At 63.5% G+C, this 26,760-nt stretch carries 22 protein-coding genes; 13 read left to right on the plus strand and 9 right to left on the minus strand.

Features of this window, described 5'->3' with window-relative positions:
• Positions 1-29: 29 nt before the first annotated feature.
• On the minus strand, positions 30-2,933 hold the full coding sequence (gene gcvP / locus OXG30_14690) for an aminomethyl-transferring glycine dehydrogenase (GenBank protein MCY4136135.1): 2,904 nt from the start codon (positions 2,931-2,933) through the stop codon (positions 30-32).
• A gap of 15 nt (positions 2,934-2,948) precedes the next feature.
• A complete protein-coding gene (locus OXG30_14695; protein ID MCY4136136.1) occupies positions 2,949-4,046 on the minus strand; it encodes a hypothetical protein in 1,098 nt (365 codons plus the stop codon).
• Positions 4,047-4,122: 76 nt separating this feature from the next.
• On the opposite strand from OXG30_14695, the gene OXG30_14700 reads away from it, so the two are divergent.
• The 8 genes from OXG30_14700 (at position 4,123) to OXG30_14735 (ending at position 14,883) form a co-directional block, all read left to right on the plus strand.
• On the plus strand, positions 4,123-4,884 hold the full coding sequence (locus tag OXG30_14700; protein ID MCY4136137.1) for a glucose 1-dehydrogenase: 762 nt from the start codon (positions 4,123-4,125) through the stop codon (positions 4,882-4,884).
• Positions 4,885-4,907: 23 nt separating this feature from the next.
• Positions 4,908-5,360, plus strand: a complete 453-nt coding sequence (locus OXG30_14705) for an OB-fold domain-containing protein (protein ID MCY4136138.1) — start codon at positions 4,908-4,910, stop codon at positions 5,358-5,360.
• The gene (locus OXG30_14710) at positions 5,357-6,547 is read left to right on the plus strand and encodes a lipid-transfer protein (GenBank protein ID MCY4136139.1); all 1,191 of its coding nucleotides are present in this window, start codon (positions 5,357-5,359) and stop codon (positions 6,545-6,547) included. The genes OXG30_14705 and OXG30_14710 overlap by 4 nt, the downstream gene beginning before the upstream one ends.
• Before the next feature lie 54 nt (positions 6,548-6,601).
• Entirely contained in the window at positions 6,602-7,819 is a 1,218-nt protein-coding gene (locus tag OXG30_14715) for a cytochrome P450 (GenBank protein MCY4136140.1), read from the plus strand.
• A 93-nt stretch (positions 7,820-7,912) separates the two neighbouring features.
• Positions 7,913-9,103 carry a sugar ABC transporter substrate-binding protein gene (locus OXG30_14720; protein MCY4136141.1) on the plus strand — a complete coding sequence of 397 codons (1,191 nt, stop codon included), beginning with the start codon at positions 7,913-7,915 and terminating at the stop codon, positions 9,101-9,103.
• A 49-nt stretch (positions 9,104-9,152) separates the two neighbouring features.
• Positions 9,153-10,235 carry an ABC transporter permease gene (locus tag OXG30_14725; GenBank protein ID MCY4136142.1) on the plus strand — a complete coding sequence of 361 codons (1,083 nt, stop codon included), beginning with the start codon at positions 9,153-9,155 and terminating at the stop codon, positions 10,233-10,235.
• Positions 10,232-11,776: a sugar ABC transporter ATP-binding protein gene (locus tag OXG30_14730; protein ID MCY4136143.1), complete on the plus strand. Its 1,545-nt coding sequence runs from the start codon at positions 10,232-10,234 to the stop codon at positions 11,774-11,776. The genes OXG30_14725 and OXG30_14730 overlap by 4 nt, the downstream gene beginning before the upstream one ends.
• Before the next feature lie 107 nt (positions 11,777-11,883).
• Entirely contained in the window at positions 11,884-14,883 is a 3,000-nt protein-coding gene (locus OXG30_14735; protein MCY4136144.1) for an insulinase family protein, read from the plus strand.
• A gap of 6 nt (positions 14,884-14,889) precedes the next feature.
• Here the strand turns inward: OXG30_14735 and OXG30_14740 are convergent, their stop codons facing one another.
• Genes OXG30_14740 through OXG30_14750 form a run of 3 tightly spaced genes read right to left on the minus strand, consistent with a single transcriptional unit; the run spans position 14,890 to position 17,732 of the window.
• Positions 14,890-16,449 carry an AMP-binding protein gene (locus tag OXG30_14740; protein MCY4136145.1) on the minus strand — a complete coding sequence of 520 codons (1,560 nt, stop codon included), beginning with the start codon at positions 16,447-16,449 and terminating at the stop codon, positions 14,890-14,892.
• A 59-nt stretch (positions 16,450-16,508) separates the two neighbouring features.
• The gene (locus tag OXG30_14745) at positions 16,509-16,916 is read right to left on the minus strand and encodes a nuclear transport factor 2 family protein (protein MCY4136146.1); all 408 of its coding nucleotides are present in this window, start codon (positions 16,914-16,916) and stop codon (positions 16,509-16,511) included.
• A gap of 3 nt (positions 16,917-16,919) precedes the next feature.
• The gene (locus tag OXG30_14750) at positions 16,920-17,732 is read right to left on the minus strand and encodes an SDR family oxidoreductase (GenBank protein ID MCY4136147.1); all 813 of its coding nucleotides are present in this window, start codon (positions 17,730-17,732) and stop codon (positions 16,920-16,922) included.
• Positions 17,733-17,876: 144 nt separating this feature from the next.
• Between OXG30_14750 and OXG30_14755 the strand changes: the two genes are divergently transcribed.
• Genes OXG30_14755 through OXG30_14770 form a run of 4 tightly spaced genes read left to right on the plus strand, consistent with a single transcriptional unit; the run spans position 17,877 to position 21,409 of the window.
• On the plus strand, positions 17,877-18,275 hold the full coding sequence (locus tag OXG30_14755; protein MCY4136148.1) for an OB-fold domain-containing protein: 399 nt from the start codon (positions 17,877-17,879) through the stop codon (positions 18,273-18,275).
• Positions 18,272-19,423 (plus strand): thiolase family protein, encoded by a 1,152-nt coding sequence (locus tag OXG30_14760; GenBank protein ID MCY4136149.1) that lies wholly within the window; start codon positions 18,272-18,274, stop codon positions 19,421-19,423. Before OXG30_14755 ends, OXG30_14760 begins: the two co-directional genes overlap by 4 nt.
• A 4-nt stretch (positions 19,424-19,427) precedes the next feature.
• On the plus strand, positions 19,428-20,654 hold the full coding sequence (locus OXG30_14765) for a cytochrome P450 (protein MCY4136150.1): 1,227 nt from the start codon (positions 19,428-19,430) through the stop codon (positions 20,652-20,654).
• Positions 20,651-21,409, plus strand: coding sequence for an SDR family NAD(P)-dependent oxidoreductase (locus OXG30_14770; protein ID MCY4136151.1), 759 nt, complete (start codon positions 20,651-20,653; stop codon positions 21,407-21,409). Before OXG30_14765 ends, OXG30_14770 begins: the two co-directional genes overlap by 4 nt.
• A 6-nt stretch (positions 21,410-21,415) precedes the next feature.
• Here OXG30_14770 and OXG30_14775 read toward each other — a convergent pair whose 3' ends face one another.
• From OXG30_14775 to OXG30_14785, 3 genes are read right to left on the minus strand one after another with little or no spacing between them, the layout of a single operon-like run.
• The gene (locus OXG30_14775) at positions 21,416-22,186 is read right to left on the minus strand and encodes an SDR family NAD(P)-dependent oxidoreductase (GenBank protein MCY4136152.1); all 771 of its coding nucleotides are present in this window, start codon (positions 22,184-22,186) and stop codon (positions 21,416-21,418) included.
• A 3-nt stretch (positions 22,187-22,189) separates the two neighbouring features.
• On the minus strand, positions 22,190-22,987 hold the full coding sequence (locus OXG30_14780; GenBank protein MCY4136153.1) for a hypothetical protein: 798 nt from the start codon (positions 22,985-22,987) through the stop codon (positions 22,190-22,192).
• The gene (locus OXG30_14785) at positions 22,984-23,853 is read right to left on the minus strand and encodes a hypothetical protein (GenBank protein MCY4136154.1); all 870 of its coding nucleotides are present in this window, start codon (positions 23,851-23,853) and stop codon (positions 22,984-22,986) included. The genes OXG30_14780 and OXG30_14785 overlap by 4 nt, the downstream gene beginning before the upstream one ends.
• A gap of 67 nt (positions 23,854-23,920) precedes the next feature.
• Between OXG30_14785 and OXG30_14790 the strand changes: the two genes are divergently transcribed.
• Entirely contained in the window at positions 23,921-25,144 is a 1,224-nt protein-coding gene (locus tag OXG30_14790) for a cytochrome P450 (protein MCY4136155.1), read from the plus strand.
• Here OXG30_14790 and OXG30_14795 read toward each other — a convergent pair.
• Positions 25,141-26,754 (minus strand): AMP-binding protein, encoded by a 1,614-nt coding sequence (locus OXG30_14795; GenBank protein MCY4136156.1) that lies wholly within the window; start codon positions 26,752-26,754, stop codon positions 25,141-25,143. The genes OXG30_14790 and OXG30_14795 overlap by 4 nt on opposite strands.
• Between the last annotated feature and the right edge of the window lie 6 nt (positions 26,755-26,760).

Genomic DNA, 26,760 nt, shown 5'->3' on the forward strand with positions numbered 1-26,760 from the left:
CGGTGGGTTCTGGGGCGAAACGGCTGGAGTTACTGGAAGTCCTCGATGGGCGGGCAGGCGCAGAAGACGTTCTTGTCACCGTGGGCACCGTCGATGCGCCCGACAGGGCACCAGTACTTGCGCTCGCGGATCTCTGGAAGGGCGAAGGCGGCTTGCTCTCGGGAATAGGGGCGGTCCCACTCGTCGTCGGCGATCACCGCCGCGGTATGAGGGGCGCGGCGCAGGGGGCTGTCTTCCATGGCGATGATCCCGTCGGCCACATGGTCGATCTCGGCTCTGATGGCAGTCATGGCTGCCACGAATCGGTCGAGTTCAGCTTTAGACTCCGACTCGGTGGGCTCGACCATCAGCGTGCCGGCCACTGGGAACGACACCGTGGGGGCGTGGAAGCCAAAGTCGATGAGCCGTTTGGCCACATCCTCCACGGTGACGCCGGTCTGGGCGTGGAGGGGACGCAGGTCGATGATGCACTCATGGGCCACTAGGCCGTTCTCGCCGGTGTAGAGCACCGGAAACAGGCCGTCGAGGCGCTTGGCCAGGTAGTTGGCGCTGAGCAGGGCCACTCCAGTGGCCTCCGTTAACCCCTCGCCTCCCATGGCGACGATGTAGGCCCAGGAGATGGGCAAGATCCCGGCCGATCCCCAGGGGGCGGCGGAAACCGCCCCCACTCCGGTGGAAGGGCCTGCTTCGGCTACCACCGGGTGGTTGGGCAGGAAGGGGGCCAAATGCGGGCCTACCACCACCGGCCCGACGCCCGGCCCGCCGCCGCCGTGAGGAATGCAGAACGTCTTGTGGAGGTTCAGGTGGGATACGTCGGCGCCGAATTGGCCGGGTTGGGCCACCCCCACCAAGGCGTTGAGATTGGCCCCGTCGAGATAAACCTGCCCGCCGTGAGCGTGAATCAGGTCGCACACCTCGGTCACGGTGGCCTCGTATACCCCGTGAGTAGACGGGTAGGTGATCATCAGAGCGCTGAGACGGTCGTCGTGCTCCTCGACATTGGTCTTGAGGTCTTCCATGTCCACGTTGCCGTCGTCGTCGCATTTGACCACCACGACCTTCATGCCGGCCATGACTGCGCTGGCCGCATTGGTGCCGTGGGCAGAAGCGGGAATCAAGCAGATATCCCGTTGGGATTCGCCTCGGGCCGCGTGATAGCCCCGGATGGCCAAGAGCCCGGCGAGTTCGCCCTGCGAGCCGGCGTTGGGCTGGAGCGACACCGCGGCATAGCCGGTGATGGTCACCAGCATCTGTTCCAGTCCGTGGATCAATGCCCGGTAGCCCTCGGTCTGATCCGACGGGGCGAAGGGGTGAATGGCGGCGAACTCGGGCCAGCTCACCGGCTCCATCTGGGTGGTGGCGTTGAGCTTCATGGTGCAAGACCCCAACGGGATCATGGTGCGGTCGAGGGCTAGGTCTTTGGACGCGAGGTGGCGCAGGTAGCGCAGCATCTCGGTCTCGCTGTGGTAGCTGTGGAAAGTGGGGTGGGTGAGGTAGTCGCTGGTTCGGACGCCGTCCGGGGGCAGGGCGTCTGGGGTTTCGGCATCGAGGGTGTCAATGTCGTCAACGCCAGCGGCAATCCCGAATGCCCGCCACAGGGCGGTCACGGTGGCCCGAGTGGTGGTTTCGTCCAGCGAGAACGCCACGGTGTCGTCGTCCACTGGGCGCAAATTGAGTCCCTCGGCCAGTGCGACCGCCATGACATCGGAGGCACGATCGGGCACATGGACGGTGACAGTGTCGAAGAAGTGCTCGGTGGCCAACTCGAAACCAGCCTGACGTAGCCCGGCAGCGGCAATGGCGGTCAGGCGGTGGACCCTTCGAGCGATACGATCCAGCCCCTCAGGGCCGTGGTAAACGGCATACATGGAGGCCATCACGGCCAACAGCACCTGGGCGGTGCAGATGTTGCTGGTGGCCTTCTCCCGGCGAATGTGCTGCTCTCGAGTTTGAAGGGTCAGCCGGTAGGCCACCGACCCGGCGTCGTCGATCGACACACCCGCCAGTCGCCCGGGCAGCGATCGCATGGCAGATTCGGGCACCGCGATGAAACCGGCGTGGGGACCGCCGAAGCCCAACGGAACCCCGAACCGCTGCGACGAGCCCACCACCGCGTCGGCCCCCAGCTCGCCGGGCGGCGTTAACAGGCAAAGGGCCAGAAGGTCGGTGGCCACTGCCACCAGGGCGTTGACATTGTGGGCGGCGGCGATGATTGCGCTCAGGTCGCCGATGCGCCCCGAACTTCCGGGATGCGACACCAGGACCCCGAACGCCCCGTCGGCGAGCTCTTCGATGTTGGCCTGCTCCAAGTCGGCGATCACGACCTCGATTCCCAGTGGTTCGGCCCGAGTGGCCACCACGTCGATGGTCTGGGGGTGGGTGTCGGCGTCGACGATGAACCGGTCGTCGGGCGCCTTGCGATTGATCCGCCGCAGCAGCGTCATGGCCTCGGCCGCCGCGGTGCCCTCGTCGAGAAGCGACGCGTTGGCCATGCCCATGGCGCAAAGGTCGGTGACCATGGTCTGGAAGTTGACCAGCGCCTCCAGGCGCCCCTGTGAAATCTCGGGCTGGTAGGGGGTGTAGGCGGTGTACCAGGCCGGATTCTCCAGCACGTTGCGGCGGATCACCGGCGGGGTGATGGTGTCGTAGTAGCCCATGCCGATCAGCGAGGCGACCACCGTGTTGCGGTCGGCGAGTTCCCGCAGCGCCTCGGTGGTAGCTGCCTCCGTCAGGCCTGGCGGTAGCTCCAATGGGGAATCGGAGCGGATGTTGGGCGGTACGGCGGCGTCCACCAGATCAGCGAGGCTGTCGTAGCCCAACTCTTCCAGCATCGCCTCTTGGTCGTCGGGGCTGGGGCCGATGTGGCGGGCTTGGAACTCATCAGGGTTCTCCAGTGCAGCCAGGATGTATGGAGTGTCTGGCGGGGATGACATGGCAGGTTCGAGGAACTAGGGGGCTAGCGCGGCTCCATCAGCCAGTCCGTAGCGGTTGAACGGTCCGAAAAAGCCGTGTTCATACAGGCCGTAGCCCACGTTGCCCTCATAGCTGTAGCGGGCCACATGGTCCACCACCCCGTACTGTCCGATCGGCTTGACTTCCTTCTCAACGCTCAACACCTTGCCCTGCACTACCAGTTCGGGCCCCTGGTACATGCCGTGGCGCCAATCGGCGTCCATGCCGTACCCGGTGCCCATCGAGACAAAGTTTACCAGCAGGGGCTGGCAGTCGATTTCAATGCCAGTCTCGGGAAACGAGATCGTGGAGTGGGTAAGCACCCGGGTGCCCGATTCGAACGTGTGTTCGTGCTCGGGGCGGCCCAAGTCCTCGTCAGGGCGACCGTCGGCCCAGACCCTCTTGCCTTCGACCAATCGCCGACTTCCGTCGTCCTCCTCGTTGTTCATGTAGAGCACGGCGTGGTCGTCGAACATCATCGGAAAGTAGTTCCACATGCCAGCCATGACGTTGACGCCCTGGCGGATGCCGTCGGTCTCAGGCTCGCCCACCGGGCGGATACCCCACGAACGGTCGCGGGCGCCGCCCCAACGGTCAGGGGTGACCGCGAAGTCCTCGCCGCCCACTGAAAGGGTGCCCTCCCACCGGCCAAGCTGGGCGAAGCGCTGGGTGTTGAACACCACCCGCCCTTCGCTGCGGATGAACTGGTTGGGCTCTTCGATAGCCCGGATCGACGCATCCCAGGTCACGTCCATGGCGATGGTGTGCTCGTTGGGCTCCACGATGAAGCGCACTTTCTGGAGGGGCTCGATGACCTCGATCCGCATGGGACCGACCGACATGTCCATGCGGTCGGTGAGCGGTCGGGAGCCTCGAATCACATGGTGCTCGTCGTTCCGGCGCACACAGCAGAAGGCGTCGTGAACGCCCAGGTTGGGATATTGGCCCATGCCGAAGATGGCAAACAGCTCGTCGCTGGAGCCGTGCATGCAGAAGTAGTTGCGGTCGTAGAAATTGCGGTCGGAGGTGGCGACATTGCGGATCCAATCAGGGGACTGGTGAACCGGGAACTCGTCCCAGGATGAGATGGCCATTGCTGTCCTTTCAGTAATCGTTGCGCGGCCGCCTACCTTATGTCCTCGTAGCAACGGCCATAGAAAGCAGAGGTCCATGAGCGACACGATGGAAGGCAAGGTGGCACTGGTGACCGGTGGTGCCAGCGGGATCGGCCAAGAAGCCGCGGTGCTGTTTGCCCGGAGAGGGGCCAAGGTCGCGGTGGCCGACCGCAATGCGAAGGGTGGGGCCGAGACGGTAGCCCGGATCGAGGCCGAGGGAGGCCAAGGCCAGTTCTTTGCCACGGATGTAACCGACGAGGACCAAGTGGCTGCTTTGGTGGCATCGGTGGTGTCGGCGTTCGGCCAACTCGACTACGCCTTCAACAACGCGGGCATCACCCATCCCTCCCGGCTGTTCCACGAGCTCACGCTGGAGCAGTGGGATGAGATGATTGCCGTGAATCTGACCTCGGTGTTTCTGTGCATGAAACACGAGATCATCCAGATGCTGGCCCAAGGCGGCGGAGCAATCGTCAATACAGCGTCGGGAGCGGCCATTATTCCTGCGCCCGGCCAGCCCCACTACACCGCGGCCAAACGAGGAGTGCTGGGTTTGACCACCTACGCAGCCGATGAGCTCAATAACAAGGGCATTCGAGTCAATGCCATTTGCCCGGGCATGATCGACACCCCGATGGTGGCTTCGTGGCGGGAGTCGAGCCCTGAGATGGCCGAGGCAGTCATCCAGATGATGCCCGGCGGACGTTTGGGGTTGCCGGAAGAAGTGGCTGAAGCCGCGGTGTGGCTGTGCAGCGACGAGGCACGCTGGGTGTCGGGCGACACCATGCTGGTTGATGGCGGGATGCTCAACCGCTAGCAGGCAGTGCGTAAGCTGCGATCATGACGAAGACGGCGGTGGCCGCGGTGGAGGGGTTGTTTACGCTCGATGCTGATGAGCCTCGGTTGATCGGTGGGAGAGCTCGTAGCCGGGGCTCCTACTTCTTTCCCAAGTCTCTAGCGGGTTCTGATCCGGCTTGTTTGGGAGACGAGATCGACGAAGTGCTGCTTAGTCGCACCGGCCAGCTGTGGTCCTTCACCACCGGTGAATACGCCCCGCCCGCGCCCTATGTGATCCCCGGTGACGAGTTCGAGCCCTATGTAGTAGCCGCGGTGCGACTGGCCGAAGAGAACCTGGTGGTGCTGGGGCAGGTGGTGTCCGGTGTCTCAGTGGACGAGCTGTCGGTGGGAATGGAGATGGAGTTGGTGATCGACGTGCTCTATTCCGACGATGAGCATGACTACTTGGTGTGGAAGTGGGCTCCGGTGGGGATGAACGAGAACGGAGAAGAGTGATGGACGAGATCGCCATTCTCGGGGTGGGCATGCACCCGTGGGGCAAGTGGGGCCGGAACTTTGTGGAGTACGGGGAGCAGGCCGCCCGTGACGCCCTTGCCGACGCCGAGGTGGGTTGGGACGAGGTCCAGTTCGTATCGGGGGCCAACAGCGTGCGCTGCGGCTATCCGGGCTACGTGTCGGCGTCTACCTTTGCCAACGCCCTGGGGTTCACCGGCTGCCAGTTGGCCAGTTCATACGCAGCGTGCGCCTCGGGGGCTACCGCGCTGAGCATCGCCCGGGCCCAGATCCTGTCGGGAGTGTGCGACGTGGCCTTGGTGGTGGGAGCCGAGTCCACCCCCAAGGGATTCTTCGCTCCTAACGCCGGGGAGCGCCACGAAGACCCCGACTGGCTCCGGTTCCACTTGGTGGGAGCCACCAACCCCACATATTTCGCCCTCTATGCCCGGCGGCGCATGGAGCTGTACGGCGATACCTCCGAGGACTTCGCCGCGGTCAAGGTCAAGAACTCCCGCCACGGTGTGTTCAACCCCAATGCCCGCTACACCAAGGAATACGACGCCGCCGACATCGCCAACTCCCCGATGGTGGCCGATCCGCTGCGGCTGCTGGAGATCTGCGCCACCTCCGACGGGGGCGCCGCGCTAGTGGTGTCCAGCTTGGAATGGGCCGCCAGCCGGGGAGTGGACAATCCGGTGCGGGTCTCGGGTATCTCCACGGTGAGCCCCACCTACCCCAACAGCGTGATCGAGCTGCCCTATTTGGCGTCGGACTCATGGGCTGCGGCGGGCGACGAGACCATGACCTTCAAGGACAACATCGCGGCCCGGGCCTACGAGGAGGCCTCGGTGTCGCCCGATGACCTGGATTTTGCCGAGGTGTACGACCTGTCATCGGCCTATGAGCTCGACTGGTACGAGCACATAGGGCTGTGCGAGCGGGGCGACGCCGCCAAGCTCCTGCGAGCTGGCGACACTGCGCTGGGCGGCCGCATCCCGGTGAACCCGTCGGGCGGGCTGGGCGCCTTTGGGGAGGCGGTGCCCGCCCAGGCCATCGCCCAGGTGTGCGAAATGGTGTGGCAGCTTCGAGGCGAGGCCGGCCACCGACAGGTGGATGGGGCCAAAGTGGGCTTGTCCATCAACCACGGCATGTTCGGCCACGGCTCCTCGGTGATCTGTACCCGCTGACTGACTTGCCCCGTTCTCGGTATGGGGGAGTTCCTTCTCGCTAGAGTGCCCGCCATGGCACCACCTGATCTGCTCAGCTCCGACGAAGACCGCTACGACGTGTACCGGGTATACCGGGACGAATACCCCTGCTTTCACGACGAGGCGTCCGACACGTGGTTCGTGAGCCGCTACGCCGATGTGGAGCACGTGTTCAAGAACCCGGAATTCAGCACCGACATGTACGAGTGGATGATTGAGCCGGCCCACGGACCGACCCTTCTGTCCAAGCACGGCGCCGAGCACTCCCGCTATCGCAATCTGGTGGCCCCCTTCTTCCGGGGGGCATTGTTGGAGGTCGACTTCATGCCCATGATCGAGGCCCAGGCAAAGTCCATGATCGACCAATGGATCGAAGATGGGAGCTGTGATCTGGTCGAGGGCCTGTCGAGGTACCTGCCTATCAAGGTGATCGTGGCCATGCTGGGCCTGCCCGATGAGGACCATCCGAAGTTCCAGGACTGGTATGAGTCGATCAATCGGTTCGTGTCCAACATCAATCAGGACCCGGACATCATTGCCGAAGGGGAGCAGACTCGGGTGGAGTTCCAGGAGTACCTGATGCCGGTTATCGCCGAGCGGCGCCGCAATCCCGGCAACGATCTGTTGTCGAACCTGGTCACTGCCGAGATCGACGGCAGCGGACTGTCTGACATTGAGGTCAAGTCGTTCACCAGCCTGTTGTTGACCGCCGGGGGAGAGACCACCGACAAGGCCATCGCCAGCCTCTTCAAGAACCTCCTGGAGCACCCCGACCAACTCGATCAGGTGCGCAATGACCGGTCCAAGGTGACTATGGCGGTGGCCGAAACCCTTCGCTACAGCCCGCCGGCCCACTGGATCCAGCGTCTGCCCCACGAGGAGGCCGAGCTTCCCTCGGGTACCGGCACCATTCCCGCCGGGGCCACCGTGACCGGCATTATCGGGGCGGCTAACCGGGACGAGCGCAAGTACACCCACACCGATCCCGAGCTGTTCGACATCAACCGCCTGGACCTACCCGCATCCAGCGCCTTTGCCGCCAACGCCGAGCACACCACCTTCTGCTTCGGGCGCCACCACTGCGTGGGCTCGTATCTGGCCAAGGCTGAGATAGAGACGGCGCTGAACATAGTGCTGGATTGCACTGAGAACCTCCGGTTGGCCGACGGTTTCGAGGCCAAAGAGGTAGGGGTGTTCCTCCGGGCCCCAGCCGAACTCCAGGTGGAATTTGATCCGGTAGGGGGCAGCTAGGTTCTGAGGCGATTGGTCCCGAAAAGCCGGATTTCCTACAATTTGGGCCTCAAGCGTTGGACCGATAGTGAATCGTCCGGAGAGGGGACAACTATGAAACGCTCCTTGTGGAAGCTGCTGGCAGCACTGCTGGCGTTGACGTTGGTTGCTGCGGCATGCGGCAACGATGATGACGACGTCGCGGATGAGCCGGCTCCGGCAGCCACGGAGGCGCCAGCCCCGGCGGCCACTGAAGCTCCGGCTCCGGCGGCTACTGAGGCACCAGCGCCAGAGCCCACCGAAGAGATGGCCCCCGAGCTGCCGAATATCAAGATCGGCTACCTCCAGTGGATTTACGCCGATGAGGCCGGTAAGCGCATCGAAGATGCGGCCAAGGAGGCGGTTGACTTCCTCGGTTGGGAATACGAGACCTGCGACGCCGCTGGCGACCCAGCCCAGATGCCTGTCTGTGGCAACCAGCTGCTTGATGCCGACATCGACGTGATGCTCACCGACGGAATTCCCGAGGCGTTCATCACCGACGTGCTCGAGCGGGCCGCAGCAGAGGGCGTTCCAATCCTCTCTGCCGGTGGCGAGGTGGAGCCCCGCGACTTCTACATCGCAAGCTTCGCCTCTGATGACACTGACCTTGGAGTTCAGCTCGCCAACTATCTGGTTGAGCAGCTTCCTGACGGGGGCAACATCATCGTGCAGACGGTGCCCACCGCATGGAGCGATAAGCGCATTACCGGGCTTAACTCAGTTATCGAAGGGACCGGCATCACCGTGGTCGACCAGTGGGAAGGCGACTTTGCCAACCTGGTTGCTGGTACAGAGGCGGATGTGACCACCAAGTTGCAGCAGTTTGACGATGTCGACGCTGTTTGGATCAACTTCTCGGTGGCCTCCATCGGTGCTGCGTCAGCCATTGGCGCTCTCTATCCCGACGGCGACGATCCGGACCGTCCGCTGCTGGTCACCTTCTACGCCAATCCAACAACGGTTAATGACATCCGGGATGGCCGGGTAGACGCCGCGGTGGATGAGAAACTGGAGTGGCAGAGCTGGGCCCAGGTGGATGCCGTCGCTCAGATGCTGGTATTCGGCGAAGATCCGAGCCAAGAGCGGGCCCCAACCTATGACGGCAGGAACTTCTCGGTCCGCCAGGTGGTCACCATCGACACGGTGAATGCCATGCCCGCTGACAGCACCGAGGTTCCCGCACCGGATCCGCCCGGTGACTACGAGGAGTACTTCCGCAACAAGTGGTGCAGTCAGTTCAGTGGGGTCGCGAACTGCGGCTAAGAGTCTGAACTTGCACTTCTAGGTGTAGGAAAATGCGTCCAATGGGCCGGTGGCAACGACGCTTGCCACCGGCCCATTCGCGTACAAGCTGCTACTTTGCCCGCAGGAGGTTCTAGCTGTGTCTGAAATGGCAACTGCTCAGGCCCCGTCACCAGAGTCCGGTGGCAGGCGTCAGGATTTTGACTTGCTCAAGGTCATCTCACGCTTTGGGGTGATCATCACGCTGCTGGCCAGCATCTTGATTTTCTCCATTCTCAACGATCGGTTCATTGAGATCAACGGGATCCGAACCAGTCTCAATCTGGCCTCTCCATTGCTGATGCTGGCTCTAGGACTCACCGTGGTCTTGGCCATGGGCGATTTTGACTTGTCGGTCACCGGAATACAGTCGGCGGCCGGGGCCATTGTCGTCATTCTCATTGTCAACCATGACTGGTCTTGGCTGCTCGCCGTATTCGTGGGATTGCTGTTTTGCTTGGTCGCGGGTTCAGTAAATGGCTTGCTTGTCTCATATGCAGGAATGCCTTCGTTCATCACTACGCTGGCAACCGGCCTGATATTGATTGGAACCAGATATGAGGCATCTGATGGCCGCAATATCACCGGCGCGAAAGACCTGCCTGCCATCTACCGGGACTTCGGTGTCGGTAGGCCGGACCCATGGTTGGAGTTGCATACACCGGTATGGATAGCGGCAGGGCTGGCCATCCTCATGTGGCTCCTTATGTCCAGAACCGAGGCTGGTCGCTACATGTATGCCATCGGCGGCAATCCTGAGGCCGCGCGGTTGTCGGGCATAAACGTCAAGGCTCTACGAGCCTTGGGGTTTACCGCCGTTGGCTTCATGGCGTTATTCGCCGCAGTCACTTCAACGGCAAGAACTGCTTCATCGGTGGCAGACAGCGGCTTCTCAACACTTCTTGGCGCTTATGCCGCAGCATTCTTGGGAGCGGCAGCCTCAAAACGGACACTTTTCAATGTGCCGGGGACTGTGCTTGGTGTGATCTTCTTGCAGGCCGTCGACAGGGGATTGATCTTGGAGGGATACAGCACCGGTGTCCGTGATATTGCAAAGGGCTGCATCCTGTTGTTGGCTATGGCCTTCACACGCATTGGCGCTTCCCGGCAATGACCGCAACAGCGCCGGCGGCCCTGGGGCCGCTGCTCGAAGTCACCGGCGTGACCAAGCGTTATCCGGGAGTCCTTGCGGTGGACGATGTGTCCCTCTCATTGGAGACCGGCCAGATCATCGGGTTGGTAGGCAAGAACGGAGCGGGCAAGAGCACGCTGATCAAGATCATTGCCGGGGCCGAGCACGCCGACGAAGGCCATTTGCAACTGAATGGAGAGCCTCTCGAATTGCACCGACCCCACGATGCCGCCGACGCCGGGTTGGCCTTCGTCCACCAAGACTTGCAGGATGTCGGCGATCTGTCGGTGGCCGAGAACGTGATGCTGGGCTTGGGCTATCCCCGCAAGATGGGATTGTTCGTGGACTGGACCGAGTTGTACCGCCAGGCCGCCGAGCCCATTGCCCGGTTGGAAGCCGATATCGATCCCCGCGAGCCGGTGGGGGAATTGAGCGTGGCCAAGCAGAGGCTGGTGATGATCGCTCGCGGATTGGCCCAGCAAGCCCAGTTGTTGGTGCTGGACGAGCCCAGCGCCTCGCTGACTGACGAAGAGATTGAGCATCTGTTCGCCGTAGTGCGGCGGCTGCGGGACGACGGCATCACCGTGGTTTACGTGTCGCATCGCCTGGAGGAGATCTTCGAACTCACAGAGCGGGTGATTGTGATGCGCAACGGGCAACTGGTGGCCGACGAGCCCACCGAGTCGCTGGATCGCTCATCGCTTATTGCCCACATCACCGGTCATGAGCACGCTCAAACAGCCGTTGAGCGGCGGGCCAGTCGGGGGGTTGGAGGACGTCCGGACGCCGAAGTGGTGCTAGAGGTGGATGGGGTTAGCGCCGATACAGGTGTGCATGGGTGCTCTTTCGACGTCCGCAAGGGAGAAATCCTGGGAGTGGGCGGGCTAATGGGCAGTGGTCGGACCGAGATGGTCCGGGCGGTGTTTGGCGCCGATCACCGTCGGGATGGCTCGGTTCGAGTTCACGGCATTGAGGTCAGCGACAAGCACCCGTCAGAGTCCATGGCGGCCGGGTTGGCGCTGTTGCCAGAGGACCGCAAGACCCAGGGCAACATCATGGATTTCAGCGTGCGCAACAACATCACGCTGGCTTCGTTGGATCGGCATCGGGTGCGGCCGCGTGTGCCGGCACCACTAGGGCGGTCGGAAAAGCAAGCAGCAGACCGGCGGATTGGCCGCCTGAGCATTGCAACCCCCCACGACCGCCAATTGGTTCGCCTGCTGTCGGGCGGGAACCAGCAGAAGGTAGTCATTGCCAAATGGTTGGAGCAGGGCGCCGATGTGCTGATCTTCGACGAGCCCACCATCGGTGTTGACGTGGACGGCAAAGAAGAGATCTACGACATCATGGAGGAGCTGGCAGTCGAAGGGAAGGCGGTGGTGTTCATCTCATCTGAGTTCTCCGAGTTGGTCGGCGTGTGCCATCGGGTGCTGGTGCTGCATGAGGGCCGCATTGTGGGCGAGCTTGAGGGTGATGCCGTCACCGAGCCGGCCATTGTGGAGATCTGCTACAGCCAGCACTGACCGCTTGTTTGCATCGCGGCGGTGTGGGATGTGTCGCTGGCGATCAGTACTGTGTTCGGCCACGGGCTCGGTTGAGTCGAGATGGATACTGACTGCTAGAGGCGGGTATGAGAAAGCTCCTGGTTTTGTTGTTCTGCGCGGCCCTGGCTGCGGCCGCCTGCTCAGATAGCGAGACCTATGTGCCGGTCACCGGCCAGGTCGATTCGGGCGGAGCCGCAGCGACCGAAGAAGCCGCTCCCACACCCCAGGCCACCACGACGCCCACGCCCGCACCGGAGACCGAACGGGAAGACGCCGAGGCCGACGAACCTGAGTCTCCGGCTGAAGATGAGATCAGTTGCCAGACTGCCGGCGGAGCTCCCGATGCCTTGGAGGGTGAGGGACTCCTGCCAGTTGACCCCGGCGTCAGGATTGGCACGCTGGACAACGGACTCACGTACTATGCGCGGTCCAACGACAGCCCGGGCGGCGCCTTGTCGCTGCGTCTGGTTGTGAATGCGGGATCGCTCAATGAACCCATTGTGGGGGCAGGCTATGCCCATTACTTGGAGCACATGCTGTTCAACGGCACCGAGAAGTATCCCGGCAACGAGATCACTGACGCGCTGCAAAGCATCGGGGTGGAGTTCGGCCCCGATATCAACGCCTACACCTCCTACGACGAGACCGTCTACATGCTCGATCTGGTCATCGACGAGGAGGAGGGCTCGGTGGACACCGCATTCGATGTGCTTGCCCAGTGGGCCCATGCCGCCACCATCACTCCTGAGGATGTCGAAGATGAGCAGGGGGTCATCCGGGACGAATACCGGATCAGAGAAGAGACCGGCTCAGGCCTCATCCACGAGGTGTTCGACCAGATGTATACCCGGGGAACTCCCTACCAGGGGCGTTCGCCGATCGGCACGGTGGAGAACATCGAGGCCACCACTGCGGAGGATCTTCGAGCCTTTTACGAGACGTGGTACGTCCCCTCCAACATGGCGGTGGTGGCGGTAGGCGATCTGCCCCTTGACACGCTGGAAGATCTGGTTGAGGAGCATTTCTGCGACATCGCAGCGGGCAGTGCTCCTGACACACCAGACAACTGGTCGGGGTTGAACCCGCAGCCGACGTTCGACATCGCCACATCCCCCGAGCAGCCCTACTCCTTTCTCTCCTTGGACATCCGCCTGCCCTCTTGGAACCCCAACACCATCGAGGGCGACCGGCAGCTCTGGATCGAGCAGATCGTCAGCATAATGGTGGAAAACCGCTTGCAGGACGGCTACGAGCAGGGGTTCCTATCGCAGATCGATCCGACGCACTGGTCGGAGTTCTCCCACACCAGGGGACTGCGCTACTACGGCACCAACCTGAGGGCTGAGGACTTCTCTGCCGCCCTCACCGACTACTGGTCGCTGCTGCTGAGCCTCGCCGAGCACGGCTTCGCCGAAGCCGACCTCCACAGGGCGGCCAGCATCATCAGGACCGATCTGCGAGCAGCGGTCGAGGCGGCCCCCACGGTCCAGGATAAACAGCACGCCAGCCGATACACCTCGCACTTTCTCGAGGGCCGCGACATCGGATCCGCCGAGGACACCGCGGCCCGCGTCGACGACCTGCTCGATGAGCTTGGGGTGGACGACCTCACCGAGCGCTACCGGGAGATCCTTGATGAAAGCGGTTTGATTCTGATCCCGGTGGGCCCCGACCCCTCCGAGGTGCCCAGCGTTGGGGAGATGCAGGCCGCCCTCGATGCGGCTGAGCCGGGTGAGCTGCCAGAGCAGCCCGTCGAGGCCGCCGCGCTGCTGTCGGCCCCAGAACCGGTCGACCCGGTGAGCGAAGGCGTGGTCGAGGCCCTGGCCGATGAGCTGGACGATGTCTATGAATGGGTGTTCGCCAACGGTGCCCGGGTCACCTACGCCTACTCTGACATTGCCGAGAACGAGGTGAGCCTGGACGCCACCTCCTGGGGCGGATGGTCGTCGCTCCAAGAGGGCGACCGGCCGCTGGCCCAATACTTGGCCACCCGTGCAGTGGTCAACAGCGGGCTGGGTGATCTGAGCCCTTCGCAGATATCCCGCTACCTCGACGACCGCAATGCCGGAGTGGCACCGTACATCGCTGAGACCACCGAGGGCTTTTCGGGGGCGTCCGACACCGTAGGCGTCGAGACCATGTTCCAGCTCATGTACTTGTACATGACCCGGGCCCGAGTTGACGACCAGGCCTTCACCGAAGCCGCCGACATCGGGGGCATTCTTCTGTCGCTATCGCAATCCGACCCCGACTGGCAAGGGGCGCTGGCCTATATGGAGGCTCGGTTCGGCGAAGCGTTCGGCTGGTTCAATTTGGCCGCCCCCCAAGAGAGGCTCGACGCCTTGAGCGCCGATCAGCTTCTGGGAATATACCGCCAGCGCTTCAGCGGAGTGGACGACCTCGAGGTGATCGTGGTGGGCGATGTGGATCGCGGCACCGTAGAGCAGATGGCCCGAACCTATGTGGGGACGCTTCCCGCAAAGGATGCCGACAGCTATGTGAACCGGCGCCCGCCGGAACCCGGTGGAGTGTTGCGCCGCGAAGTGGTGCTCGGCCCTGACAACCAAGCCACGTCGGCAATCTACTCCTACGAGGCGTCGCTGGAGGTGAACCCTGCGACCCAGGTGGCCAGCAGGGTGCTAGATGTGATCCTAGACACCCGGCTTGTGGAGGACGTGCGAGAGGATCTGGGCGATACCTATGTGGCCGGCGCATCGGTTGGCCAGAGCCTCACTCCCGAGCCCAGGGTTGCGGGAGAGGTTGTCGCCACTGGCGATCCTGACCAGATGGACAAGATCGAAGAGGAGATGGCCCGCATTCTGGTCGAGGTTCATGCGGGTGAGATCACCGAGGAGGAGTTCGAACAGGCCCGAGCGGTGGTTGGTGACGACTTCGAGCTGATCGACAACGGCGACCTGGTAAGAGTGCTGATTCGCCGGGCCTACGCCGATGACAATGATCTGCCCACTCCTGAGCGGCTGATCGAAGAGCTGGAGGCCTTGGAGCTGGCCGATGTGCAGGAGTTGGCGGCGCTGCTATTCGACCCCGATCAGCACATCCAGATCGTCCGAGTGCTGCCCGGTTGATCCAGATCAGACTTGGCGCTCTTGTTCGGCCCAGTGGGGGTCGCGCAGCACCCGCTTGAGGATCTTGCCGGTGGGGGCCTTGGGCAGCTCGTCCACAAAGGCCACCGACCTCGGTTTCTGGTAGGAGGCCAGGTTCTGGCGGGCGGCATCGATGATCTCGTCCTCGGTGGCGGTCATACCCGGCTTGAGCACCACGTAGGCCATGACCGATTCGCCCCAGGTGTCGTCGGGCACGCCGATCACCGCGGTCTCCAGCACAGCCTGGTGGGTGGCGATGGCCTCTTCCACCTGGACCGAGTAGATGTTCTCCCCGCCGGAGATGATCATGTCTTTGGCCCGGTCCACGATGAACACGTAGCGCTCGTCGTCCCAGGTGGCGATGTCTCCAGTCCACATCCAGCCGTCCTTGATGGTGTCGGCGGTGAGGTCGGGGCGGCGGAAGTAGCCCAGCATGTTGGCCTCGGATCGCACGATGATCTGACCGGGCGTCTTGCCGTCACAGGGGACGTCTGTGCCGTCGGGATCCACCACCCGAACCGAGGTCACGAACCCTTCTCGGCCGCACGACCGCAGCCTCTCGGGACGGTGGTCGTCGCGGATGGCCCGGATGTGATCCTCCTGCGACAAGAAGCACATGGTGGTGCCCTCGGTCTGGCCGTAGCCCTGGATGAGGGTGCAGGGGAACTTGTTCATGGCCTCGGTGATGACCCGGGAGGGCATGGGACCGCCGCCGTACTGGATGTTGCGCAGGCTGGAGATGTCGTAGTTGTCGAACCCCTCCACTGCCATCATCCAATTGAGCATTGTGGTGACGCCCAGGAAGGCCGACACACCCTCTTCTTGGATCAACTCCAAGGCCAAAGTGGCGTCGAAGTTCATCAGCACTAGCGGGCAGCCGTGGGCCAGGTAGTTCATGGCCAGCACCACCGGGATGTGGAACATCTGCCCGGTGAGCATGTACACGTCGCTGGGGACGATACGCTCGGCCACTGTTTGGTTGAGCATCCCGAAGTAGACGCTGCGGTGGCTGTGCAGGGCGCCCTTGGACTCCCCGGTGGTGCCCCCGGTGTAGAGGATGAACAGCGGGTCGGTGCCGCCCACTTCGGCCGATACCTCCGGCTCGGCATCCGATGACGATGCCACCAGCTCCTCGTAGGTGCCATCGCCGCCTTCGCCGTACTGGAGCCAGTTCTCCACCGAGCTCACCAGGCCGGACAGCTCGGCTGACTCGGAAGCGTAAGCCCCCTGGGTGATGTAGGCCCGGGGTTCTCCGTTGTTCACGATCTTGGCCAGCTCCGGGGCCGACAGCCGCCAGTTCATGGGCTGGGCCACCAGACCGGAACGTCCGCATGCGAAGTACAGGGCGGCGTACTCCACCGAGTTCTGGCTCAAGATGCCGACCCGGTCGCCTTTGTCCAGGCCCAAACCGACCAGCCCGTTGGCCAGGCGCCGGACGTGCTCGTCGAAGGCCGCGAACGTGACCCGCTGGCCGGTTGTGGAGTCGATGATCGCCTCGCGGTTCGGCGTCTGCCGGGCCCATTTGGCGGGAATCTGGCCGATGTTCATCTGCGGCTCCTTCCTAGAGGGCGTATGCGATGTTCATGGCCGTTCACGGCCCGTCCCGCCTAATACGGCAGGTCGAGAGCCAAGAACCGCTTTTGGATCTTCCAGTCGCTGCCTACGCGCACGCAGTCATCGGTGTACACGCCGCTGGACAGAACGGAGAGCTGGCCGTTTTCCACGGTAATAAGCACCAGATAGCTGATGGCAGTGATTGAGTCCTCGGTCTCGTTCTCGAAGTAGAGGTTGGTCACCACGTGGCGGCGCTGGTCGGTCTGCTCTTCCATAGCCCCGCTGAACAGCCCGGCGATGGCCTCCGACCCCTCGAAGGTGATCGGGTCGCCGCCGGCGATGGTCATCGCGAATACCGGATCGTCGGGAGCGAACATCCCGATGAGGAAGTCGCTGTCGCCTACGTCGTAGGCCACCCCGGCATGGTTCAACAGCTCGGTTACTGCTTGTTTGTCGGCCATTGGTTACTCCATTCCCAGTTGTTCCACCGTGCCTCGCCACGCGAGCGAGCCACCGTCGATCAAAATGTATGCGCCGTTGATGAAGCCCGCTTCTCGGCTGGCCAAGAAGCACACCAGCTCGCCCACCTCAGAGGGAAGTCCCAGCCGGGGGATTAGCGAGGTGTTGATGAGCGCCTTCTCGAACGCCGCCGGGTCGTCCGCCTGCTTCACGAAGTCGGTGACCATGTCGGTGGCGATAGCGGTAGGGCCATAGCAGTTCACCCTGATCCCCAGTGGGGCCAAGTCCACCGCCAGGTTCTGGGTTTGCAGCCGGATGCCGCCCTTGGACGTGCCGTAGGCAGAATTGTTGGGATAGGCAGACTGCGCGCCGGTGGATGCCGCGTTGACGATTGACGGCCAGTCGCTTTCCTTGAGGTAGGGGAGAGCGGCCTTCGAGCAGATCCAGGGTGCTACCGCGTTGACTTCCACCACCTTTCTGAACACGTCGAGGGGCATCTGCTCCAGATTGCACTGATCGGCTGCGGCTAGCCCGCTCTCATGGATGCCGGCGTTGTTGTGCAATACGTCGATGCCGCCGTAGGCCTCGGCAGCAGCGGCCATCAATACCTCAACCTGGTCGGTGTCGGTCACGTCGCAGTGCTGGTACGCAGCGGTCCCACCCGAAGCGTTGATCTCGTCGGCGACCGCCTGGCCCTGCTCGTCGTTGAGGTCGGAAACCATTACTTTGGCGCCCTTTTCTGCCGCGACCCGGGCGGTGGCCGCGCCTATGCCAGTGGCCGACCCGGTGATCACAAAACGCAGTCCTTCGATGCCCATGCCTACCCCCTTGAGTGCGATACGGCCCGCAGCGTAGGCGGTTGGTGGTCGGTGTGTGAAATGGCGGGGAGGATTGCCGCAGATGCGGTGGGCGCGGGGAAGCTGAATCGTGGGGCAGCGAGCGGCGATTGGTAGGTTTAGCCGGTGCCCACGCTGTCCACGACACCGCCGGAGCGGACCGGAGCCGACCCCCGTCCCGAGTTGGCCGTGCGTGAGGGGCGGATACTTTTGAATGGCAGCCGATGCGGGAACTGCGGCTATCCGCTGGCGGTGAACCCGCCGCGCTGTCCGATATGCGGGAGCGATTCCATGGCTCCCGCGACGTTCGGCCCCAAGGGGACGGTATTCAGCTCCACGGTGCTGCGGATTCCAGTGCCGGGGCGCACCCCTCCGTTCACTCTGGCCTATGTAGACGTGGACGATGGCCCTCGCATTCTTGCCCACGTCGACGGGTCCGACGAGGTCTTGGTTCCGGGTAGCAGGGTTGCACTGGCCGGATGGAGCGAGCACGGAGATCCAGTGGTGCAGAGGACAGGTCCATGAGCGGTGCTGGTGCGGCTATTTGGGGGGTGGGGACCTCGGCGTTCGGCAAACAGACTTCACTGGGCGGCCCCCGCTTGGCCTGGGGGGCCACGATCGAAGCATTGGACGATGCCGGGTTGAAGGCATCTGAGATCGACGCTGTGTACGCCGGTTCGGTGTTCGGCGACCCCGGCACCGTCACCCGCACTCTTCAGCAGATCGGGATTGTGGAAGTGCCGGTCATCACAATCGAGAACGCCTGTGCCAGTGGCACGTCGGCCTTCCATGAGGCACGGGTGGCGGTGGAAACCGGCCGGTACGAGCGGGTATTGGCGTTCGGCATCGAAACCATGACCGCCCATTTCGACGGCGCCATCAGCCCGATTGCCTCCGACCCTGACGGGGCCCAGGGCTATGCCATGCCCAGCATCTATGGAATATCGGCCACCCGGTACAAGTACGAGTTCGGGGTTGGCGACGAGCAGATGGCCGCGGTGGCAGTGAAGAACCGCCGCCACGCGGTAGGAAATCCTCGGGCTCAGCATCGCAAGACTGTCACCGTGCAGCAGGTGCTGGGCAGCCGCATGGTGGCCGATCCGATCACCTTGTTCCAATGCTGTTCGATTGCCGATGCGGCCGCGGCCGCGGTGATTGGGCCACTGGGCGGCTCTCATGATCCCACCCAGGAGGTGGCCATCCGATCCAGTGCGCTGCGCTCCGGCCGGCTGTGGGACCACACCACCGACAAGGTGTGGGGCTGGGACATCGTGGCCGACACCGCAGCCCAGGCCTACGAATCCGCCGGGGTGGGGCCGGGCGATATCGACGTGTTCGAAGTACACGATGCCTTCACCATCGGTGAGATCATCACCACCGAGGCATTGGGGATGTGTGGTCTGGGCGAAGGCGGGCGGCTGGTGGAGTCGGGCCACACCGCATTGGGCGGGGGCCAGCCGGTGAACCCATCGGGCGGGCTCTTGTCACGAGGCCATCCGCTGGGGGCCACCGGTCTGGCACAGATCGCCGAGATCGTCTGGCAGCTTCGGGGTATGGCCGCCGATCGCCAGGTGCCCGATGCCCGGCTTGGCGCGGTGGAGACCATGGGCGGTGGCACCGCGGGTATCGACGGCAACGCCTGTGTGGTGACCGTGCTGGAGCAAATGGGATGACCCCATGACTGAGCAGCCAACAGCGGTGATTGACGATGAGGTCCTGTCGCCGGAGCGGATCGCCGATCCCCATTCCTATTTCTCGGTTCTCCGAGAGCACGATCCGGTGCATTGGAACGAGAAGTACCGGGCGTGGTTCATCCACCGCTACCACGACGTGCTCGACGCCTTGCGGGATCCCCGGTTCTCCTCGGAGCGCATCGGCGCGGCCTATGACCGCCTCACCGAGGAGCAGAGGGCCGAGCGCCAGCCCACCTACGACATCTTGATGGACTGGCTGGTGTTCCGGGATCCCCCCGACCACACCCGGCTGCGGCGATTGGTGAGCCGGGCCTTCACCCCTCGAGCGGTGGAGGCGTGGCGGGATCGAATCACTGGCGTGGTCGACGAGCTGATCGACGGTCTGTCGGAGCGGGACCACTTCGACCTGATCGAGGACTTCGCCTATCCCATTCCCGCGGTGGTGATTGCCGAGATGATGGGGGTGCCTCCCGACGACCGCGACCGGTTCAAGGACTGGTCCGACGACGTGATGATCCTGGTGTTCGGGGCTCGGGGAGTGGGCGACCGCAGAGCTAGGGCTCAGCAGGGGCTGGTCGAACTGGCCGCCTATCTGGGCGACTTGGTGGCCCACTACCGCCAGCATCCGGCCGACAACATCATCTCCAACCTGGTGGATGCATCCGAGGGCGACGACAGCCTTGAAGATCCCGAGATCGTGGCCAACTGCGTGCTGTTTCTGTTTGGTGGCCACGAGACCACCACCAATCTGATCGGCAATGGCATTCGGGTGCTGCTCAATCATCCCGGCCAGCTCCAGAAGCTGCGGGAAGACCCCTCGCTGATCAAACCGGCGGTGGAGGAGATCCTGCGGTTTGACGGGCCGTCCAAGATGGAGGTTCGCACCCTGGCCGACGAGGTGGAGATGGGGGAAAAGACACTGCCGGCAGGCGACATGGTGTATCTCGTGCAGCACGCCGCCAACCGAGACCCCGACGCGTTCGATCAGCCCGATCGATTCGACATTGCCCGCGATCCCAACAACCACATCGGCTTCGGCTTTGGGCTGCACTTCTGCCTGGGGGCATCGGTAGCCCGGTTGGAGGGAACGATCGCATTGGAGGCCCTTGTTCGCCGCCTACCCAATCTAGAACTGGGTTCCGAACCTGAGGTGTGGGTGCCCACCATGTTGAGCCGGGGCTTGGAGCATCTGCCTGTGAGCCTGTCGTGAGCCCCCAGAGGCCGTTGAAGGGTATGGGTGCGGTGGTCACCGGGGCCACTGGTGACATCGGCGGGGCCATCGCCCGGGTGTTGGTCGACCAGGGTGCCCGAGTCGGCCTCATCGCCCGGCGGGCCGAAGTGCTGGAGGAATTGGCCGGCGAGTTGGGAGATGGCGGTGCACAGATCTCCGTCGCCCCTTGCGATGTGACCGATCCTGAAGCCGTGGCCGCCGCCGCTGAGACAATCACGTCTGACATAGGCCCGATTGAAGTGCTCGTGAACAACGCGGGAGGCGCCCGGTTCACCGCGCCGGTACTAGATATAGCTGAACCGGGTTGGTCCAAAACCGTGGCACTTAACCTGACTGCGCCCTTTCTGGTCTCGAAGGCGTTCGGCCGCTCCATGATCGAGCGAGGGCAGGGCAGCATCGTCAACGTCGGCTCCCTGTCGGGTCTGCGCCATCTGCCCGGAATGGCGGCCTACTCGGCGGCCAAGGGCGGCCTGTTCCAGCAGACCAAGGCTCTGGCGCGGGAGTGGGCCCCCCACGGAGTACGGGTGAACGCAGTTGCCCCTGGTTTTGTGGATACCAGTGGCTGGGATAGCTACGACAAAGACGCCGTGGTAGCCGAAGCCGGCATCGGCATCCCGCTGGGCCGGTGGGCGACCGCTGACGAGGTGGCTCTGCCGGTGGCCTTCTTGGCTTCCCCGGCGGCGTCCTATATCACTGGCGCGGTCTTGGTTATCGACGGCGGAATGCTGGCCTGATCGGGTCTAGTTACTGGTCAGGCGGAGCCCCGCATCAAGCCTGACCGCTTCGCCGTTGAGGAATGTGTTTTCCATGAAGTGAACCACCAGGTTGCCCACGTCAGCAGGAGTGCCCAGTCGATGAGGGAACACGTTGTCTTCCACCAGTTTGGCAATGAACTCCTCGTTGAGGGTGGCCAGCATGGGGGTGTCCATGGTGCCCGGCGCGATGGTCAGCACCCGGATGCCCCACACCGCCAGGTCGCGAGCCATGGGCAGAGTCAGACCGATCACCCCGGCCTTAGACGATCCATAGGCCGATTGGCCCACCTGGCCCTCGTAGCCGGCGATGGAGGCGATGTTCACGATGAGTCCCCGCTCGCCGTCGGCATTGGGCTCGTTGGCCGACATGGCCGACACGGCATGGCGGGCCACGTCGAACAGCCCGATCAGATTCACCTCGATGTGCTGTCGGAAGTGGTCCAGGGAGTTGGGGGTGCCGTCGCGGGACACCACCCGCTGCCCGGAGCTGATCCCCGCACAGCTCACCAGCACGTCAATGCGTCCGAATACCTGAGCCGCGGTGGCTACGGCCTGCGCTACGTCATCGGTGTCTGTGACATCGACGGGCACAAAGGCAACCGCGTCGCCCGTATCGGCTGCCATGGATTCTCCAGCCGACGAGGGCAAGTCCAATATCAAGGCCCGGCCGCCCTTGTCCACCAGCGTTTTGACCACTCCAGCGCCCAAACCCGAGGCGCCGCCAGTGACCAGAGCAACAGATTTGGCTACATCCATTACTCAGAACTCCCTTAGGCGGGCGCTGGTCGGGTCCACCTCGGTTCGCAGAATGTGCAGTTCCTCGGCCGTGGGCTGAGCCGTCGTGGGAACCTCGCCATCGGGCATCAGCACTTCGAATCCGGTGGCCTCCTGAACCTGTTCCGCGGTGACTTCTGGGTGCAGCGAGGCCAACCTCATCCTTTTGCTAACCGGCTCGAAATCGAACACGCACAAGTTGGTGATGCACAGCTGGGGTCCGCCGGGCATGCCCAAGCGTTCCCGGTGGTCGCCCCCGTCGCCCCAGCCCATGCCAGAACGGAAGTGAAGGTGCTCCACGAAGGTGCGGGGGTCGTGGGTGGACGACCACAAGTAGATGCGGGGGATCATGGCCCCGAGATCGGCCATCCCACCGCCGCCGGGCAGTCGCACTTTGGGGGCGTCGTAGGGGCCGATCACCGTGTTGTTCACGTTGCCGCAGGCGTCCATCTGCGCGCCCCGAAAAGCAAACGTGTTGTAGCGGGCTCCTTGGGCAAAGGCCCAGAAGTCGAAAGTGGAGTTGCTCAGCATCGAGGCCCCGGCCCACAGCGAATCCGACAAGGTGGAGTCGCCGATCTCGTCGGGGTCGGCATCGATGGCGATGGAGCTGGCCGCCCACACCAATTCTGGGGCGTGGGTGCGCCGGGCCAGCAGATAGCCGCACACCGGGATGAACGACACCGCGCCGTTGAAGGCCCGAGTGTCGTTGGACATGGCCCGGGAGAAGGTCACCACCATGAGCTCGTCCATGGTGCAGTGGTATCCGGGAACCGGGGTGCTCATGCAGTCGCTCCCGTCGCCACATTGTTGACGGCCAGAAAATCCTCCCAGGTCTCCGGTCCGGCCACTCGTTCTTGGAAGAACTGAGTGAATGTCTCCCGGTTGCGGGCGGCCTGGGAATACGCCAAGAAGAACTCCGAGTCGTGGCTGTAGTCGGGAAAGCACGAACACGGGAAAGCGCCCCGGGGGGCCGGAGCCACCGCATCGATCATGAATCCCGGATAGGTTGTCCGCTCCGGTTCCGCGGTGAATGCCTCGGTACCCAAGGTTCGCTCCACCGACACCACCGAACGGGCGGCGGCGTTCACCACTTCGTTGTCCAACCACATCAGCTTGGGATTGACCCTGGTGTTGCCCCGGTCGTCGGCCTCGTGGGCGTGCACCAAGGCCACGTCCACCGGCAGGCGAGTGCAGGCCACATAGTGCTCTCCGGTGGGGCCGTCCTTCTCCTCCCGCACCGTCCCTGAAGCGGCGTGCAGTCCCAGCACGTCGGTGCCCAGGCCGGCTTTGGTGGGTATAAATGGCAAGTCGTGGCTCTGAGCCTGGAGGCGGCATACCAACAGGTGCTCGCTGTACTCCTCGATGGCCACCTGGCCCGACTGCACCGCGGCCCGGAAGTTGGGGGCCAGCCCCAAGCCCTCGAAACTGACCAGCCCCGAGATCACCCGGCGTACGCATTCACCGGCCACCAACCAGTCCACCGCCATGCCTGACACGATGGCCACCAGTTCGAGGTCCTTCTTCTCCTGGCGAACCAGCTCGCGCACCAACGCCATGGGGGCGCTGTTCATCGACATGCCGCCGATGGCCACAGTGGAACCGTCGGAAATGGACGCTGCTGCTTGTTCCAGAGTCGTTATCTTGCTCATCGAATCTTCTGGCCCTCTTGGTGCCTCTGTTCTTGCCGTTCTTGCAGTCCGCCGTACTATACGGCCCATGACTGCTGCCCCAGACATCCTCTCACCCGAGTACGACGCCAACCCCTACCCGTTCTATGAGGTGCTGCGCAACGAGCATCCCGTGATGTGGCACGAGGGCACCCAGGCCTACGTGATCAGCCGCTATGAGGACGTGGCCGGGGCGTTTCGCAACCCCCAGATCTCCAGTCGGAACTACGAATGGCAGACCGAGCCGGTACACGGACGCACCATTTTGCAAATGGAGGGGAAAGAGCACTCGTCCTATCGGGGCATCGTCAACCCCATCTTCCGGGGCAGCTACCTAGAGCAGAGCATCGTGCCGGCCATCACCAAAGCAGCCCGCCAACAGATTGGCGAATTCCTGGCCGACGGCGAGGTGGATCTGTGCAAGCGGTTCAGCACCTACTATCCGATCGGGGTGATCGTGCAACTCCTCGACCTGCCGATGGAGGACGTGCCCCAGTTCTACGAGTGGTACACGATGATCATGGACTTCGTGTCCAACATCACCGGCGACGAGGAGAAGAATCGCCGGGGCATGGCCGCTCGGGAGGAGATGGGGGAGTACCTCATGCCCAAGATCGCCGAACGGCGGGCCAGCCCAGGCGACGACCTGCTCACCGCCATGGTGACCAAGGAGTTCGACGGGGTGCAGATGACCGACGACGACATCCGCGGCTTTTGCAGCCTGTTGCTGACCGCGGGCGGGGAGACCACCGAGAAGGCCATCACGCTGACCATGCGGAACCTGCTGGACAACCCCGAGCAGATGGCCGAGGTGCGGGCCGACCGCCAGCTCATCGGCAGCGCTTTTGCCGAGACGCTGCGCTTCACCGGGCCGGTGCAGATGATCATGCGCCACACCGATGAGCCGGTTGAGTTTTCCGGGGGCAAGGTGGAGGCGGGCTACACCCTGGAGTTGCTGCTGGGGGCCGCCAACCGGGACCCGGAGGCGTTCGGCGAGCCTGACCGGTTCAACATCCACCGCACTGACATGGAGTTCGACAAGGCGTTCACCGCCGCGGCCGATCACACGGCGTTCGCCCTGGGCCGCCACTTCTGTGTGGGGTCGATGCTGGCCCGGGCCGAGCTGACCGTGGCCCTGGATGCTTTGCTGGACGCCATGGACGACATCGCCTATGCCGACGGTTACGAACAAGTGGAGACTGGCGTGTACACCCGGGGGCTGACCTCGCTGCCGCTGACGTTTACGCCGAATCCGAATTTCGTTGCCGGCTAGCGGGGGACCACGTAGCCCGCGTCGTCGCGATCCCAAGTATCGGCAGTGATGCCCTCTTCGCGGAGCTTGAACTTTTGGACCCGCTCTGAGGGGGTCTTGGGCAAGTCATCGCACCAGCGCACGTAGCGGGGCACGGCGAAGTGGGCCATGCGGGGCACGCAGAAGTCCAGCAGCTCGGTCTCGGAAAGCTCGTGATCGGGCTTGAGCACCACCACGGCCATCACCTCTTCTTCGCCCAGCTCGGAAGGCACGCCGATAACCGCTGACTCCAGTACCGCGTCGCAGGTGTTGATAACCGCCTCCACTTCGTAGGAGGAGATGTTCTCGCCCCGGCGGCGCACGCAATCCTTCATGCGGTCAATGAAAGTCAGGTAGCCGTCCTCGTCGAGGCGGCCCCGGTCGCCGGTGTGGAACCACAGATTGCGGAACGCCTTAACCGTGGCGTCGGGCATGTCGAAGTAGTTGTCGATCATTATGTGGGGCTTCTTGGGCCGCACCACGATCTCGCCCGCAGTTCCGGGGGGCACCGGTTGGTCTTCGGGATCTACCACCTGCACGTGGTACAGGGCCGACTCTCGACCTGCGGTGCCGATCTTGCGCATACCCCGGCGGTTCTCGGTGGTGATGGCCACCTCGGTCATGCCGTACACCTCGCTGAGGTGGACCCCGAAACGCTCCTCGAACGGTTCCCAAATCTCAATCGGGCAGGGAGCGCCGAAGCCGTTGCGCACCGGATTGTCGGCGTCGTCGGGCCGCTCGGGCTGCTTCCACAGCATCATGATCAGGCCGCCCTGGTAATTGAAGGCGGTGATGCCCTCGGCCCGGCAGCGGTCCCAGAAACGGCTGGCCGAGAACCGCCGGTCCATGATGAGGCGGGCGTCGGCCTCCATGGCGCACATCACGCTGGTGTACTTGGCGTTGATGTGGAACAGCGGGAAGGCGGTGTAGAGCACGTCTTCCCTGTCGTAGCCCACCAAGTCCACCGTGTGTCGGGCCAAATTGAGGTTGGCCTCGTGGCACAGCATTACGCCTTTGGACGGCCCAGTGGTGCCCGACGTGTACAAGATGACCGCGGTATCCCGGTAGTCCACGTCGGGCTCGGGAGCAGGGGAGTCGAGGTAGAGGTCGGCCAGCTCGTGGACGGTGACGTGGCCGGGGAAGTCCGGAATGCCGACGTCCTCTGTGCCCTCGGCTCGGTTGACCACCACGTGCTCGAGGCCGGGCAAACTTGGGGCCGCCTCGGCGATGCGGTCGAGGTAGTCGGCGTCGCACACCACCGCCGAGGAACGGGATTGGCTGATCAGGTACTCCAGCAGGTGGCCCCGGTAGGCCTGATTGATGGGCACCTCCACCACCCCGGCCTTGTTCATGGCGAACCAGGCGTCGATGCACTCCAGTGAGTTCTGCATCATTAGGCAAGCCCGGTCGCCCGGACCCAATTCCAGGGAGGTCAAACCAGCAGCCAAGCGGTCGGAATCCAGATGGACCCCGGCGTAGGTCTTATCCCTCCCCTCCACGGTCAGCGCCAAGCGGTCGCCGTTGGCCTGGGCTTTGTGGCCGATCCAGGCGCCGATGGTGCGCGGCTGGGCTGATTTGGAAGAAGAGCTCATGGTCGC

This window comes from bacterium, from assembly GCA_026708015.1.
Lineage (GTDB): Bacteria > Actinomycetota > Acidimicrobiia > Acidimicrobiales > Bin134 > Poriferisocius.

Bases quoted from the DNA above. Each gene is read 5' to 3' on its own strand.
- OXG30_14705 (MCY4136138.1), top strand. From the start codon at position 4,908: ATGACGAAGACGGCGGTGGCCGCGGTGGAGGGGTTGTTTACGCTCGAT.
- OXG30_14795 (MCY4136156.1), bottom strand. From the start codon at position 26,754: ATGAGCTCTTCTTCCAAATCAGCCCAGCCGCGCACCATCGGCGCCTGG.
- OXG30_14745 (MCY4136146.1), bottom strand. From the start codon at position 16,916: ATGGCCGACAAACAAGCAGTAACCGAGCTGTTGAACCATGCCGGGGTG.
- OXG30_14735 (MCY4136144.1), top strand. From the start codon at position 11,884: ATGAGAAAGCTCCTGGTTTTGTTGTTCTGCGCGGCCCTGGCTGCGGCC.
- OXG30_14785 (MCY4136154.1), bottom strand. From the start codon at position 23,853: ATGAGCAAGATAACGACTCTGGAACAAGCAGCAGCGTCCATTTCCGAC.
- OXG30_14730 (MCY4136143.1), top strand. From the start codon at position 10,232: ATGACCGCAACAGCGCCGGCGGCCCTGGGGCCGCTGCTCGAAGTCACC.
- OXG30_14780 (MCY4136153.1), bottom strand. From the start codon at position 22,987: ATGAGCACCCCGGTTCCCGGATACCACTGCACCATGGACGAGCTCATG.
- OXG30_14695 (MCY4136136.1), bottom strand. From the start codon at position 4,046: ATGGCCATCTCATCCTGGGACGAGTTCCCGGTTCACCAGTCCCCTGAT.
- OXG30_14775 (MCY4136152.1), bottom strand. From the start codon at position 22,186: ATGGATGTAGCCAAATCTGTTGCTCTGGTCACTGGCGGCGCCTCGGGT.
- OXG30_14720 (MCY4136141.1), top strand. From the start codon at position 7,913: ATGAAACGCTCCTTGTGGAAGCTGCTGGCAGCACTGCTGGCGTTGACG.
- OXG30_14700 (MCY4136137.1), top strand. From the start codon at position 4,123: ATGAGCGACACGATGGAAGGCAAGGTGGCACTGGTGACCGGTGGTGCC.
- OXG30_14765 (MCY4136150.1), top strand. From the start codon at position 19,428: ATGACTGAGCAGCCAACAGCGGTGATTGACGATGAGGTCCTGTCGCCG.
- OXG30_14750 (MCY4136147.1), bottom strand. From the start codon at position 17,732: ATGGGCATCGAAGGACTGCGTTTTGTGATCACCGGGTCGGCCACTGGC.
- gcvP (MCY4136135.1), bottom strand. From the start codon at position 2,933: ATGTCATCCCCGCCAGACACTCCATACATCCTGGCTGCACTGGAGAAC.
- OXG30_14760 (MCY4136149.1), top strand. From the start codon at position 18,272: ATGAGCGGTGCTGGTGCGGCTATTTGGGGGGTGGGGACCTCGGCGTTC.
- OXG30_14740 (MCY4136145.1), bottom strand. From the start codon at position 16,449: ATGAACATCGGCCAGATTCCCGCCAAATGGGCCCGGCAGACGCCGAAC.
- OXG30_14790 (MCY4136155.1), top strand. From the start codon at position 23,921: ATGACTGCTGCCCCAGACATCCTCTCACCCGAGTACGACGCCAACCCC.
- OXG30_14715 (MCY4136140.1), top strand. From the start codon at position 6,602: ATGGCACCACCTGATCTGCTCAGCTCCGACGAAGACCGCTACGACGTG.